This is a genomic window from Geomonas oryzisoli, assembly GCF_018986915.1.
Lineage (GTDB): Bacteria > Desulfobacterota > Desulfuromonadia > Geobacterales > Geobacteraceae > Geomonas > Geomonas oryzisoli.
On record NZ_CP076723.1, the window covers coordinates 2472980 to 2486288 of the forward strand.

The following is a 13309-nucleotide window of genomic DNA, read 5'->3' on the forward strand; positions in this document are numbered from 1 at the left end:
ATAAACTAGATACTGGGGTTTTCGACATGTCCAACAAGCTATCGGTAAAGATCGTCAGCGTCCTGATCATGGTCATGGTGGTCATCATGACCGCCTTCTCGGTCTACTTCGTCCGCTCGCGCCGGGCCAACATGGAGGAGGAACTCCTCTCCAAGGGGCGCATCCTTGCGCAGACCGGTGCCCGGTCGATGGAGCGCATCCTCGAGGAGGCAGTGGCCAACGGCACCCTGACTCAGGAACAGCTCTTCGACGAGCACTACGTCCCGATCCCGAACACGGAGCCGCAGAAGTTCCACACCCAGTTCGACCGGTTCACCGACCAGGCGGTGCAGGCGCTCGAGGATGAGTTCCTGAAGGACGACCAGATCGTGTTCGCGGTCCTCACCGATAAAAACGGCTATATCCCGACCCACAACTCCAAGTATTCCGTCCCCCTTACCGGCGACCGGGAAAAGGACAAGCTCAACAACCGCACCAAGCGGATGTTCAACGACCCGGTGGGGCTCGCGGCGGCGAAGAACGTGGAGCCGATGCTGAAGCAGGTCTACCAGCGCGACACCGGCGAGACCATGTGGGACCTCTCCGCCCCGGTCTACGTGAAGGGGAAACACTGGGGCTCCTTCCGGATCGGCTTCTCCATGGTGAAGACCGAGCAGAAGGGGGCCGAGCTCAGGAACCAGATCGTCGGGAGCATGGCGGTCATGCTGCTGGTTGCCAGCATCACCATCCTGGTGGTCGTAAGCCGCGCGGTGCAGCCGTTACGCAAGCTGACCGAGAAGGCGCACAAGATCACGGGGGGCGATCTGGACGAGACCATCCCCGTCGAGAGTAACGACGAGATCGGCGAACTGGCCGAGGCCTTCAACGTGATGACCACCGTGATCGTGAGGGACCTCAAAGACGAGATCGGGCGCTCGGGCCGCCTGATCGCGTCGGTGAAGGAGGCGGTGATCCAGCTTTCCAGCGCCGCCAACGAGATGATGGCCATCAGCGCCCAGCAGGCGTCGGGCTCGACGCAGCAGGCAAGCGCGGTCCAGGAGGTGACCACCACCAGCGAGGAGATCGCCATCACCGCGAAGATGATCACCGGCAACTCCAAGAGCGTCGAGGCGGTCGCCGAGGACACCACCAGGAACTGCAACAACGGCCGCGAAGACGTCACCAACGCCATCGAGGGGATGGGACAGGTGAGAAGCCAGGTGCAGAGCATCGCGAAAAGCATGCTGGAGCTTGGCGACAACAGCCAGAAGATCGGCGGCATCGTGGAGATCATCGACGAGATCAGCGACCAGACCAACCTCCTCGCGCTCAACGCCGCCATCGAGGCGGCGGGTGCGGGCGAGGCGGGCAAGCGTTTCGCCATCGTGGCCCAGGAGGTGAAGCGCCTGGCCGACCGGACCGTGGACGCTACCCGCCAGATCAAGGGGCTCATCGGCGAGATCCAACGCGCCACCAACAACACCATCATGGTCACCGAGGAAGGGACCAAGGCGGTCGACGCGGCCTCCCAGCTGGTGGACAAGGTGCAGTTCTCCTTCGCGTCGATCATGTCCACCGCCCACGAGACCGCCCGCACCGCCAAGGAGATCACCCTCTCCACCCAGCAGCAGACCTCGGCGTGCGAGCAGATGGCGGAGACCATGTCCGAGGTGCGCGACGTGGCGCAGCAGGTGGCGCTGTCGGCCCACGAGACCGAGAAGGCGATTGCCGAGATCCTCGAGCTTGCCGAGCGCCTGAAGGAGATCACCGAGGAAGAGGCCTAGATGGCGAACCGTTACCTGGAGATCTTCTGCCGGGAGGCGGAGGAACATCTGGCCTCGCTGCAAAGCGGCCTCCTGGTGCTGGAGAAGAACCCCGCCCGGACCGACCTGCTGCACGAGCTGCTGAGAAACGCCCACACCCTGAAGGGGTCGGCGCGCATGGTGGGGCTTGCCGACATCAGCGCCATCACCCATACCATGGAGGAGCAGTTAAAGGGTATGGAGCGCGGCGAGCGCAAGGTGGACGCGCAGGCCATCGACCTCTTGCTGCGCGGCGCCGACGCGGTGGCACTGATCACCTCCGCCCTGATGCGCGGGGAGGCGCCGGAGCTGGACGTGGAGCGCTTCGTCGCGGAATACGACCGGGGCGAGCTGGGGCAGCACCTCACCCCGGAGCCCAGGGAGGCCCAGCCCGAGGCGATCTCGGATACGGTGCGGGCGGACGTGAAGACCCTGGACCAGCTGGTGAACCTGGTCGGGGAGCTCATCATCAACAAGAAGCGCCTGGAGTCGAAACTGGACCGCCTCAAAGAGGTGACCTACGCGCTCCCCGCCGAGCACGCCGCCCCGCTCGCCGAGTTCCGGGGCGATCTGGAGGAGGACGTCCTCTACCTCGACTACCTGATCCAGGAGCTGCACGGCAAGGCGATGGGGCTGCGCATGCTCCCCTTGCGCACCATCTCCGACGGGCTGGAGCGCCTGGTTCGGGACCTGGCCCAGCAGTTGGGGCGCGAGGTGCAGTTCCAGATCGTAGGGCAGGCCATCGAGATGGACCGCGTGCTCCTGGAGGGGCTCAAACCGATCCTGATCCACCTTTTGACCAACGCCCTCAGCCACGGCATCGAAAGCCCCGAGGTGCGCGCCGCCGCCGGGAAACCCCGGCGCGGCACGGTGCTCCTTTCGGCCCGCCACCAGGGGAACTCGGTCCTGGTCGAGGTGCGCGACGACGGACGCGGCATGAACCCCGCCGGCATCAAGGCGGCCGCGGTGTCGCGGGGGGTGATCGATCACCGCGAGGCGGACGGGCTTTCCGACGAGGAGGCCCTCTACCTGACCTTCCGTCCCGGCTTCTCCACCGCCGAGATCGTCACCGACGTCTCCGGGCGCGGGGTGGGCATGGACGTGGTGAAGAAGAACATCGAGCGGGTCAAGGGGGGCGTGACCCTGGCCAGCGAGTTCGGCAGCTTCACCCAGGTCACCCTGCAGCTGCCGCTCACCCTCTCGGTGCTCGATGCGCTCATCGTCGCCTGCGGCGGCGAGACCTTCGCCATCCCCACCACCTACCTGCAGGAGATCGTCAAGGTGCGCGCCAGCGAAATCGACACGCTGGGCAGCGGCGAGGTGATCAAGGTGCGCGGCGCGACCACGCCGCTGTACAGCCTGTCCGGCATGCTGGGGCTATCCGCACGCCGCGAGACCGGCGACCTGCCGCTGTCGGCCGTGGTGCTCAAGCACTGCGACCAGCGCATCGCCTGCGTCGTCGAGGCCCACCTGGGCTACAGCGAGGTGGTGGTCAAGGGACTGGGGAAGCAGTTCCGAAACGTCCGGTTCCTGTTCGGCGCCACCATCCTCGGGGACGGCAACCCCGCCCTGATCCTGAACGTCCCGGACCTGTTCGAGTCCGGGCGCGGCGTGCAGCGCACCCCGCTGTCGGCCGAAGAGGTACAGGCGGCCCAGCGCCGCCTCAAGGTGCTGGTGGTGGACGACTCCATCACCACCCGCACCATGGAGCAGAGCATCCTGGTCAGCCAGGGGTACGCGGTGGTAACCGCCGTCTCCGGGGAAGACGCACTCGAGAAAAGCGCCGAGGAGCGTTTCGACCTGGTCATCTCGGACGTCGAGATGCCGGGGATCAACGGCTTCGAGCTGACCAGGGCGCTCAGGGCCTCCGAGCAGTACCGGGAAACGCCGATCATCATCGTTTCCTCGCTGTCGCGTGACGAGGACAAGCGCCAGGCACTGCAGGCGGGCGCCCAGGCCTACATCGTCAAGGGGGCCTTCGACCAGGGGCTGCTGCTGGAAACGGTTCAGATGCTGATCGGATGAGTAGCTGCCAGATAACGGCTTGATGCGCGCGTGATGGCCGCGCCAAGGAAGGATACGTTTTATGACCACGAGGGTTCTGCTGGCCGACGACTCCCTCCTCGCACGCCAGTTGCTGAAGGACATGCTGCAAGCAAGAGACGATATCCGCGTGGTCGGCGAGGCTTGCGACGGCAGGCAGGCCGTCGACCTGGCCCTGGCGCTCAAGCCCGACCTGGTGATCATGGACCTCCTCATGCCGGTGCTGGACGGCCTGGACGCCATCGAGGAGATCATGGCCCTTTGCCCCACCCCGGTGCTGGTCCTCTCCGCGGCGGTGGAGGCGAGCGAGGTGGACCGCGCCTTCATCGCCATCAAGAGGGGCGCGCTGGACGTGATGGAGAAGCCGACCCTGGACGACAACGGCGCGCTGGAGGGGTTCGCCGCCACCCTGCGGGAAAAGGTCCTGTTCCTCGCCAAGATCCGGGTGATCAGGCACCCCCGTCGCAAGCTGCGCATCGGCGAACCGCTGGGGACGCTCCCCGGCGGCCCAGGGCACAACATCCTCGCCATCGGCGCCTCTACCGGCGGCCCCAAGGCGGTGATGCGGCTTTTGAAGTCCCTGCCGGCTGATTTCCCCGGCGCGGTCTTCGTGGTGCAGCACATAGCGCAGGGATTTGCCGCGGGGTTCGCCACCTGGCTGGACCGGGAATGCGCCCTGCCGGTGCGGCTGGCGGGTGACGGGGTCCCCTACCGCCCCGGCGAGGCCCTGATAGCGCCCGACGGCAGGCACATGACCGTTGTCGAAGGGTTGATCCGGCTCAACGACGCCCCGCCGGTCAACTGCTGCCGCCCCTCCATCGACATTTTTTTCGAGTCGCTGGCCCGGCAGCGCTGCGATCAGGTGGTGGCCGTGCTGCTGACCGGCATGGGGCGCGACGGCGCCCAGGGCATGCTGCGCATCAAGGAGGCCGGCGGCACCACCATCGTCCAGGACGAGCCGTCCTGCGCAGTCTTCGGCATGCCCAAGGCCGCGATCACCCTGGACGCGGCCGACCAGGTGGTCCCCCTGGACCTCATTCCGGCGGCATTGGATAAACTGTTCGTGGCGGAGCGCCCCGAACCTGCAAGCGGCGTTTTCGCACCGCACAACTGACCCACAAAGGAGACGCGCCTTGAAAAAAAAGATCCTCATCATCGACGACAGCGAACTGGTACTTGCCATGGCCAAGGACGCCCTTGACCAGGCCGGATACCAGGTGGTAACCGCCACCAACGGCATAGAGGCCAACCGCTTCATCTTCTCCAAGGACAAACCCGACCTGATTATCATGGACATCATGATGCCCATGCTGGACGGCAACAAGAAGGCGAAGCTTCTGAAGGAAAACGAGGTGAGCCGGGACATCCCGATCCTGCTCCTCTCCTCCAAGAGCGAAGTCGAGATGCGCGAGCTCGTGAACGAAGCCAAGGCGGACGGCTACATCCTGAAGCCGTTCACCCCGGAGCAGATCATGAAGGCGGTGAGCTCGGCGCTGGGCCGATGAGCCGGCGGGCCGGGCAGAGTGTAAAAAAACGAACAGTTCTCTTTTTTACAGCGCCCGGCTAAACAGCCGTTCTACCGACATTTCACCGCAAGGCAACACCAAGGTGTAAAAAAACGAACACCTCGCCCCCCCGCACCCCGAAACCAGGAGCGCCGTAACCCACTGTTTTCCGATGACTTCTCCGCGACATACTTGGCACGGATATTGGAAATACATCATGTATTTTCAATGTCATTGCGATGGGGAGAAAGACATGGATCACCAGTACAGCATCATCAACCAGTGCCTCCAACTGCTCAAGCAAAGCGACCTGCCCACCATCAAGAAGCTGCGCGTCGAGATACAGCTCATCCAGATGAAACGGCTGCTTTTGAACGACCGGCTCACCAACGACATGGTCACGGGGGCCTGCGGGGAAGACGTTTTTGAAGGGTTGTTGAACCAGATGCGCAGGATCTGCGGCGAGGGGTCCCAGGGTGACGCGCTAACCGACCTCATGGAGCGGATCGGCGGCATGCTGACCGTACTGGGCGGGGAGCACGCCCACCACTGACGAGGCGGCGACCGGAAGTGCAACGGTGGCCACCGTTCCCTTCCCGACCGTGGAAGAGAGCTGCAGCCGGCCGCCGTGTTCGGACACGATGAACTGCGAGATGTACAGGCCCAGCCCGCTGCCGCCCAGCTCGAGCTTGGTGGAATAGAAAGGTTCGAAGAGCCGCTCCATGGTCTCGGCAGCGATGCCGGCCCCGTTGTCGCGCACCTCGACCACGACCTCGCCCCTGGCGGCATCGTGGCGGGTACTGAGCTCGACCTCGCCGTGCCCGCCGCCAAAGGACTGCATGGCGTTGAGTATCAGGTTGATGAGCACCTGTTCGATCTGTTGCTGGCTGCCGGCGACCGCCGGTATCGCCGTCCCGAGGGAAGTGTGCAGCTGCACGTCGCGTTTCATCTGGCAAGCGAGCACGGAAAGGGCCGCCGAGACGGCGGCGTTGATCTCCAACCGCTGACGCAGCCCCTCTCCTCCCCCTACCCCGTAATCCCGCAATCCTTGCACCACCTGGCCGATGCGCTCCGAGTTCTCCACGATCTTGCTGGCGTTCTCGGTAAGAACCTGCCGCGCCTTCTGGTACGGCACCCCCCCGAGATAAAATTCCCCCTCCTCGTGCCATACCCCGTCCAGAAGCGGTAGCGCGTCGACGAGCATCTTTCCGATCATATGGCCGGAGAAACGGATGGAGGCGTTGGGGTTGTTGATCTCGTGGGCCATCGAGGAAAGGAGCAGCCCAAGCGAGGTCATCTTGTTGGTCTGGATCAGGCGCGCCATGACGCGCTTCTTCTCCTCCTGCACCTCCAGCCGCATGGCCCGGAGCAGTTCGTCCTGCAGCGCCTGGTTTTCCAGTTCGCGCAGCTCCAGCGAGGCCGCCATGGCATTGATGGCGTTGGCGGCCCGTCCCAGTTCGTCGTCGCCGTCGAGGTCCACCCGCGCGGAAAGCGTGCCGTTGCCTATCTCCTCGATGCCACCGAGGAGCAGGTTGAAGGAGTTGGTGACCCGTTTCAGGATCTGGTAGCAAAGCAGGGACACCACGATCCAGAACAGGGTGCCGATGGCCAGGGAGGCGGCCACCAGGGTGACCAGCCGTTGCCGGGCCCCGGAGGTGTCCAGTTTCAGGCGCACCTCGCCGATGACCCGCTGCTCGTTCCCCTGGGGCTGTCCGAGCAGGGCCGATTCCGGGGAGAGCACCCCGCTGGGAGAGCTGATGGGCACCCGCATGTCGATCAGCTCACCCGGGACCTGCTGGGACTTCACCTGCTGGGCATGCAGCCTCCCCTCCCGGTCCACGATGGCGACCGACAGCACCGAGGGGTAGCGCGCGGTTCCTTCGGCCAGGACGGCGAGGGCCTGGCTGTTTTCGGCGAAAAGGGGAAGCCGCGCATTCTGCGCCAGGACCGTCGCCAGCAGCTTCCCTTCCCGTTCCAGGTTGGAGCGGTAGGCGTTCAGCTCGGTGGCCACATAGAAGGTGACGAAGGCGGCGGTCAAAAGCGCGATGGTGCCGGTGAAGATCAGGTAGAGCCGGAACCGGAAGCTCTTGGCATAGGGGGGGAGGCGCAGTTTTCTTCTTCTCATATCAGCGCCCCGCCAAACTGTTCAGTCTCAACTGGCGTACCACGCCTTCGTTGGTCCTGGTGACCGCACGTCGGGGAGGCTCACCCCCCTCATCCTGCTGGTTCCCATCCAGCACGTTCTGAGCCAGCTCGGCCAACTGCCTTCCTATGTCGTAACGGTCGATGATCAAAGCGACCGCTCCTCCCATGGAGAGATAGACCTCGGCAAAAGTCACCACCGGCACCCGTTCAGCCTGGGAAAAGAGGAAGTACGCCTCGGTGGAGCCAGGGGAGACCGCCGTCGTGTCGGGAAGCATCCACAGCGCGTCCACCTTCCCCTTGAGCGAGGCAATCATGGCCGGCGTCTCCTTGGGGGCGTGCACCTCGCGCAGCACCAGCCGGATCCGGCTGCGACCGGCCAGGGCGAGGGCACGTTTCACATAGGCGCCGCTTCGGGCCGGATCGTACAGCACCCCCACCCGTTCGCATCCCAACTCCTCCAGCACCGAGAGATACCGTGCCGGGTCGAGCAGCATGCTGACGCCGCTTGCCGGCCTGCGCGGCTTGGCGTTCAGGGCCATCATGTAGACCACGGGCGTTGCGTGCTGCTTTTGCGCCACCTCCAGGGCCCGGTCCCCCACGGCCACTATCAGTTTGGGATGTTCCTCGCGGGTAATGCGCGTGAGGTCGAAGTCGGCGTAATCGGTGAGCACGATGCGTCGCACCGAGCCGCGGTAGTCGCGCTTGAAACCGCGCACCGCCTCGTCGTACCCCTTGTCGTGCATGGACTGGAGCAGCAGGACGTCGTAGGCCAGGGCGAGGGTCGGTATCAGCGTGAAGAACACCAAGACCAGCAGCCTTAGAAGTGACATCTCACCCCCACTTCCGCCCAACGTCCGGTGTTCGTGTACATATCGGTGACGTACTGCTGACCGGCGAAGATGTTCCTGAGCGAGCCGAACACCTCGAAGGAGGTGTACTCAGCGTACTCGAAGGTCTTGCTCACGTGCAGGTCCCAGAGCACCCCCCTGTTGCTGGAGCCGGTGGCGTTCCAGTCGATGTAGTTGCCGATCAGTTGTGCCTGCAGTCGGGATGGATCCCGGTAGCGCAGCCCGAGCTTGAGGGTGTGTTTGGGTACGGACTGGAACATCTGACCGTCACCCCCTTCGGTGTGTATGTAGGTATACCCTGTAGAAAGTGAGGTATTGAAGACGGGAACGGTGCGCAGTTCGAATTCGCCGCCATGCTTTAACTGCCGCGTCTTGGCCAGCCGGCCCAAGTCGTTGCTGATGACGTCCCAGGTGTCGTTTCTGAAGAGAGTCGCCTTGAGCCAGAGGGAGGGGACATCCCCCGACTCGAATCCCAGCTGGGACGTCCACACCTTCTCGGTTGACTCGGCGCGGTTCAGGGAAGTGAGACTGTACCCCCTCGCGGTATAACCGCGAAGAAGACTGTTCTCGCTCAGGGCGTAGGTGATGCCGAAGCTCGGGCTGAAGCGGTCTCCCCCGAAGCCGGTCCAGTCGTAGCGGGCACTCGGGGTAATGGCGAAGTTGCCGACGGTGAAGGTGTCGTTGAGGTAGATGCCGGCACGGTCGGCGGTCTTCGCCTCTTCACCGGCGATCCGCCCGCCGCGCAGGCTCACCTTCACGTGGTCGTAGTCTACGCCCGCCACAACCAGCTGCCACTCGCCCAGCCACGAAGCTTTGAGACTTCCCCCGATGCTGTTGTCGTTTTCACGGGTGCTCTGCAAGGTAACGCCACCGGGCGCACTGATCGTGAACATCTCCATGGTGCTCTGGCGAGTCCGCACCGCAGCGTCCAGGGAAAGGCGGTTATCCAGCGGCAACAGCAGGGCGGCCGACGCTATCAGTTCATGCTTTTGATCGTTGATATCGGCATAAGGAACGGCCAAAACCCCCGACTCTCTGGTGGTGTAGAGGGTGGTCAGGGTGACTGTCCCACGCACGGGGAGTTCGTACTGCAGTTTGCCGTACAGGTTCCCGAGATCGACCTGGTTGTTGGGGCGCAGGCCGTCGGAGTGCAGATTTCCCGCGAACAGGTAGTACCCCAGTCGGTCCACGGTACCGGTCGCCTCCACGCGTCCGTCCACGGTCTGCCTGGTCCCGTAGGAGCCGGCCAGCGTGCCGCCGGCGGGCCGGTCTTGCTGCGGCACCTTGGTTATCACGTTGATGACGCCGCCCAAGGCGCTCCCCCAGGCGCTGGAGGCCGCCCCTTTGACGATCTCGATACGATCGATGATTTGAGCTGGTATTGAGGCTAGGTCCGGGAAATTATCGGAAAGGCTGTTGAGCGGCACGTTGTCGATCAGTACCAGGACATGGTCGAAGTCGGAGCCTTGAATCTCGATATTGGTGAGCGTGCCCGGAGTGCTGATGACCTCCAACTGGATGCCGGTTACGGCGTAGATGATGTCAGGCAGGGTATGGGCGTTCAGCGCCACGATTTCATCGGCCGTGACCACCGTGATGTTTTCCGCTGTCTGTGAGGCCGGGCGAGGCGACCGGTTCGCCGAGACCGGATCGCCGCCTGCGCCGTTGAACAGCTCAACAGAGCTCAGATCGTCGTCGCTTCTTGCAGGCATCACTGTCAGCAGGCAGAGCGCCACAGTCAGCACCATCGGCTTAACGGCGGCTCCCACTGACAAAACAGCAGACCGAATACTCACACCACCTCCTAATAAAAAAAAACAAATTTTAAGTTGCACAACATATAAATTAATGCTAATGTATCACGGCTTGTTAAAAAAGTCCAAAGTTTTCACGACACCAAAGAGGGGGGAAAACACAATGGCAAAAGAAAACCTGGCAGTGGAAATTCTCGACGAAGGCAACAACGTGATGGAAGCAAACGGGTTCGGCTGCTGTATCTACTTGTACCTTTACATCGGCCTCATATAGACCCGGATCAGTCTCGCCTTCCCCTGTGAGAAGGCGAGACTGTTGTCATGCCATCCACACACCGCTTCATTTGGCAGACGGCCAGACGCAGGTATAATCGCCCATGAAACTTTCGCGCTACCTAAAGATCTTTCCCTCCCCCGACCGTCCCGGTCACGTCATCCTCTATTCAACACTGCGCGGTTCAGTCGCCGCAGTCCCGGCCGAAACGCTGGCGGCCCTGCAACAGGGAGCATTCCCCGTCGAGGGGTGCGATGCGCTGACGCGGCTCGGCATGCTGGTGGAAGACCCGGATGCGGAAAAAGAACAGATGCGGGATCTGGTCGCCCGCGTCAACGCCCAGACCCGGCACTTCTTGGTGTCGGTGGTGCTGAACCTCGACTGCAATCTCGACTGCGGCTACTGTTTCGAAGGGGAGTTCCGCTGCGGGCACTACATGTCGGGGGAAACCGCCGATCTGCTGGTGGCGATGCTGGTACGGGAAAGGATCTCTCAGGGATGGGACGTCACGGCCTCTTTCTACGGCGGTGAGCCGCTGCTTTCGCAGGACCTGATCCGGCGCATCTCGCAGCCGTTGCAGGAGGCGGCCCGGAGCCACGGTGTGAAGTACGCCTTCACCCTGGTGACCAACGGAACGCTGCTGGACCGGGATACGGCGCTGGAGCTGCTCCCCCTGGGGTTGCAGGGGGCCAAGTTCACCCTGGACGGTCCCCGCGAGATCCACGACGTCCAGCGCCCCTACGCCTCCGGCGCCGGGAGTTTCGACATCGTGGCAACAAACCTGGCGCAGGTATGCGACCTCATCTCCATCCAGCTGGGGGCGAACTTCCGGCCGGAAAACTACCGGGAGTTCCCGCGGCTGCTGGACCAGCTCCCCCTTTACGGCATCACTCCGGACAAGCTGTCCGTGATGATGTTCACGCCCGTCGTCTCCACGGGGGGGTGCTCGGACTTCAACACCGGCTGCGCCCTCTCCGAGGCACCGTGGCTCATGGAGGCGGCCCCGTTCCTGCGCGAAGCGGCCCTGGCCCGGGGGTACCGCGCCCCCACGCTCAAGCCGTCAGCCTGCATCGTGGAACTCGTCGACAACCTGGTGGTCGACTGCACCGGGAAGTTCTACAAGTGCCCGGCCTTCATGGGCTCGGAAGAGATGAGCATCGGGAGCTTGACGGAGGGGTTGAAGGATTACCGGGGTTCGCACGGGATAGGAAACTGGCAGGTGGAAGCCTGCCTGGAGTGCTGCTATCTACCGCTTTGCTTCGGCGGCTGCCGTTTCGTCAGCAGGCTGCAGGGCAAGGCGTTGACCGAGGTCGACTGCAGGCGCAAATTCTACGACGCGACCCTGGAACAGACCGTGCTGCAGAACCTCACCTACCTCGCCCCCAGGAAAAAGGCCGCCGCGCCCACTGCACCATTCCAGGTGGCAACTCCACCCTACTGACGTTCCTGCTTCAGCCTCTTGTTCAAGGTCGGCCGGGTCAGCCCCAGCAACTCCGCTGCCTGGGTCTGGTTGCCGTTGGTGATCTTCATGGCCTCCGCGATCATGTATTCCTCTACCTGGACCACAGTCGGGAACTTCCCGAACAAGGACAGCAAAGGGTTGCCCCAATCGACAGGCTGCGTGGCCCGCACCGGTACCGCGGCAACCCCGGGAAAGTCGGAGACCGACAGGGGCGCCCCCTCGTTGCAGGTGACCGCGTGGTGCACCATGTTGTAGAGCTCGCGCACATTGCCGGGGAACCTGCACTGCTGCAGCGCCGCGATCACGTTGTGCGGCACCCTGGGAACCGGTTTCCCCTGCTGTGCCGCGATCTGGTGCGCGAAGTAATCCACCAGCGCCTCCATGTCCTCCAGGCGTTCCCGCAGCGGCGGGACCCTGAACTCATGGGCGCACAGGCGGAAGTAGAGGTCGTTTCGGAAGGTCCCTGCGGCGCGCAGCGCGGCGAAGTCCATGTTCGAGGCGGCCACGATGCGGGCGTCGCTCTTGAGCAGCAGGTCCGAACCGAGCCGGTAGTACTCCCTTTCCTGCAAAAGCCGTAACAGCTTGATCTGGGAGGCGAGGTTCAGATCGCCGATCTCGTCCAGGAACAGGGTACCGCCGGCGGCGGCGCTGATCAGGCCGTCGCGCTTGCTGTCGGCGCCGGTGAAGGCCCCCTTCTTGTGACCAAAGAGGGTGTCGGAGAACATGAAGTCGTCCAGCCCGGCCGCGTTGAGCGAGATGAAGGGGCCGGGGACGCCGGAGACGTCGTGTACCGCGCGCGCCAGCAGTTCCTTGCCCACGCCGGTCTCACCGGTGATCAGGACCGGGAGCCGTGAGCCGGCGATCGCTTCAATGTACTGGAAGATGCCACGCATCTTCTTCGAGGTGGTGATGATCCCCGCGAATGCATCGGGGTTGCCCAGAGTGTCCGCCAGCAGATAGTCCTTGAGCATGCGGTTTTGCTTCCCGAGCTCACTCACCTGGAGCGCCTTCTTGGCGCTGGCCACCAGGCGGTTGGGATCGACGGGCTTGGTGAGAAAATCGAAGGCCCCCTGCCGCATGCAGGACACCGCCGTCTCGACGTCCCCCATCGCGGTCATGACGATCACCGGGATTTCCGAGTGTTCCACGGTGAGGCTCTGCAGTATCTCGGCGCCGGTCACGTTCGGCATCACCCAGTCCAGGATCACCGCGCTCACCTTGTGCTCCCGCACGTACGGCATCACCCGGCGGCTGTCCGAGATGGTCGCCACCCCCGGGATGTCGCTCGATGCGAGCAAAAGCGACACCTCGGTGAGGATACCCGGCTCATCGTCCACGAGCAGCATGAGTTGTTGTGTGGTCGTTTTGACTGTCATCTCACCACCTGGCATAGAAGTATCTATTTAAAGGATTCACATCATATCCGGTCGCGTGCCGATATTCAACTCTTTCTTGACACAACCTGATCAGCTCGAGGTGGTAAGGCGCGAGCGACGG

Annotated in this window: 10 protein-coding genes; 6 read left to right on the forward strand and 4 right to left on the reverse strand. The window is 63.5% G+C overall.

Annotated features, from left to right (window positions below):
* Positions 1–26 precede the first annotated feature (26 nt).
* The 5 genes from KP004_RS10865 (at position 27) to KP004_RS10885 (ending at position 5882) form a co-directional block, all read left to right on the forward strand.
* Complete coding sequence (locus KP004_RS10865) at positions 27–1763, forward strand: methyl-accepting chemotaxis protein (RefSeq protein WP_216798570.1); 1737 nt, start codon at positions 27–29, stop codon at positions 1761–1763.
* A complete protein-coding gene (locus tag KP004_RS10870) occupies positions 1764–3806 on the forward strand; it encodes a hybrid sensor histidine kinase/response regulator (RefSeq protein ID WP_216798571.1) in 2043 nt (680 codons plus the stop codon). It abuts the gene before it with no gap.
* Between the two features lie 61 nt (positions 3807–3867).
* Positions 3868–4938, forward strand: a complete 1071-nt coding sequence (gene cheB, locus KP004_RS10875) for a chemotaxis-specific protein-glutamate methyltransferase CheB (RefSeq protein WP_216798572.1) — start codon at positions 3868–3870, stop codon at positions 4936–4938.
* Positions 4939–4957: 19 nt separating this feature from the next.
* Positions 4958–5329, forward strand: coding sequence for a response regulator (locus KP004_RS10880; protein ID WP_216798573.1), 372 nt, complete (start codon positions 4958–4960; stop codon positions 5327–5329).
* A 253-nt stretch (positions 5330–5582) separates the two neighbouring features.
* A complete protein-coding gene (locus KP004_RS10885) occupies positions 5583–5882 on the forward strand; it encodes a hypothetical protein (RefSeq protein WP_216798574.1) in 300 nt (99 codons plus the stop codon).
* On the opposite strand, the gene KP004_RS10890 is transcribed toward KP004_RS10885, so the two are convergent.
* Genes KP004_RS10890 through KP004_RS10900 form a run of 3 tightly spaced genes read right to left on the reverse strand, consistent with a single transcriptional unit; the run spans position 5814 to position 10118 of the window.
* Complete coding sequence (locus KP004_RS10890) at positions 5814–7454, reverse strand: sensor histidine kinase (protein ID WP_216798575.1); 1641 nt, start codon at positions 7452–7454, stop codon at positions 5814–5816. The genes KP004_RS10885 and KP004_RS10890 overlap by 69 nt on opposite strands.
* A 1-nt stretch (position 7455) precedes the next feature.
* Positions 7456–8304 carry an ABC transporter substrate-binding protein gene (locus KP004_RS10895; RefSeq protein ID WP_216798576.1) on the reverse strand — a complete coding sequence of 283 codons (849 nt, stop codon included), beginning with the start codon at positions 8302–8304 and terminating at the stop codon, positions 7456–7458.
* Positions 8292–10118: a TonB-dependent receptor plug domain-containing protein gene (locus KP004_RS10900; RefSeq protein WP_239026773.1), complete on the reverse strand. Its 1827-nt coding sequence runs from the start codon at positions 10116–10118 to the stop codon at positions 8292–8294. Before KP004_RS10900 ends, KP004_RS10895 begins: the two co-directional genes overlap by 13 nt.
* Before the next feature lie 335 nt (positions 10119–10453).
* Here KP004_RS10900 and gptM point away from each other — a divergent pair, with 335 nt between their 5' ends.
* On the forward strand, positions 10454–11791 hold the full coding sequence (gptM, locus tag KP004_RS10905) for a geopeptide radical SAM maturase (protein ID WP_216798577.1): 1338 nt from the start codon (positions 10454–10456) through the stop codon (positions 11789–11791).
* Here gptM and KP004_RS10910 read toward each other — a convergent pair.
* Positions 11785–13188 (reverse strand): sigma-54-dependent transcriptional regulator, encoded by a 1404-nt coding sequence (locus KP004_RS10910; protein ID WP_239026774.1) that lies wholly within the window; start codon positions 13186–13188, stop codon positions 11785–11787. The genes gptM and KP004_RS10910 overlap by 7 nt on opposite strands.
* Between the last annotated feature and the right edge of the window lie 121 nt (positions 13189–13309).

Coding starts and splice junctions, on each gene's coding strand:
- KP004_RS10890 (WP_216798575.1), bottom strand. CDS start 7,454: ATGAGAAGAAGAAAACTGCGCCTCCCCCCCTATGCCAAGAGCTTCCGG.
- KP004_RS10910 (WP_239026774.1), bottom strand. CDS start 13,188: ATGACAGTCAAAACGACCACACAACAACTCATGCTGCTCGTGGACGAT.
- KP004_RS10885 (WP_216798574.1), top strand. CDS start 5,583: ATGGATCACCAGTACAGCATCATCAACCAGTGCCTCCAACTGCTCAAG.
- cheB (WP_216798572.1), top strand. CDS start 3,868: ATGACCACGAGGGTTCTGCTGGCCGACGACTCCCTCCTCGCACGCCAG.
- KP004_RS10865 (WP_216798570.1), top strand. CDS start 27: ATGTCCAACAAGCTATCGGTAAAGATCGTCAGCGTCCTGATCATGGTC.
- KP004_RS10870 (WP_216798571.1), top strand. CDS start 1,764: ATGGCGAACCGTTACCTGGAGATCTTCTGCCGGGAGGCGGAGGAACAT.
- KP004_RS10895 (WP_216798576.1), bottom strand. CDS start 8,304: ATGTCACTTCTAAGGCTGCTGGTCTTGGTGTTCTTCACGCTGATACCG.
- gptM (WP_216798577.1), top strand. CDS start 10,454: ATGAAACTTTCGCGCTACCTAAAGATCTTTCCCTCCCCCGACCGTCCC.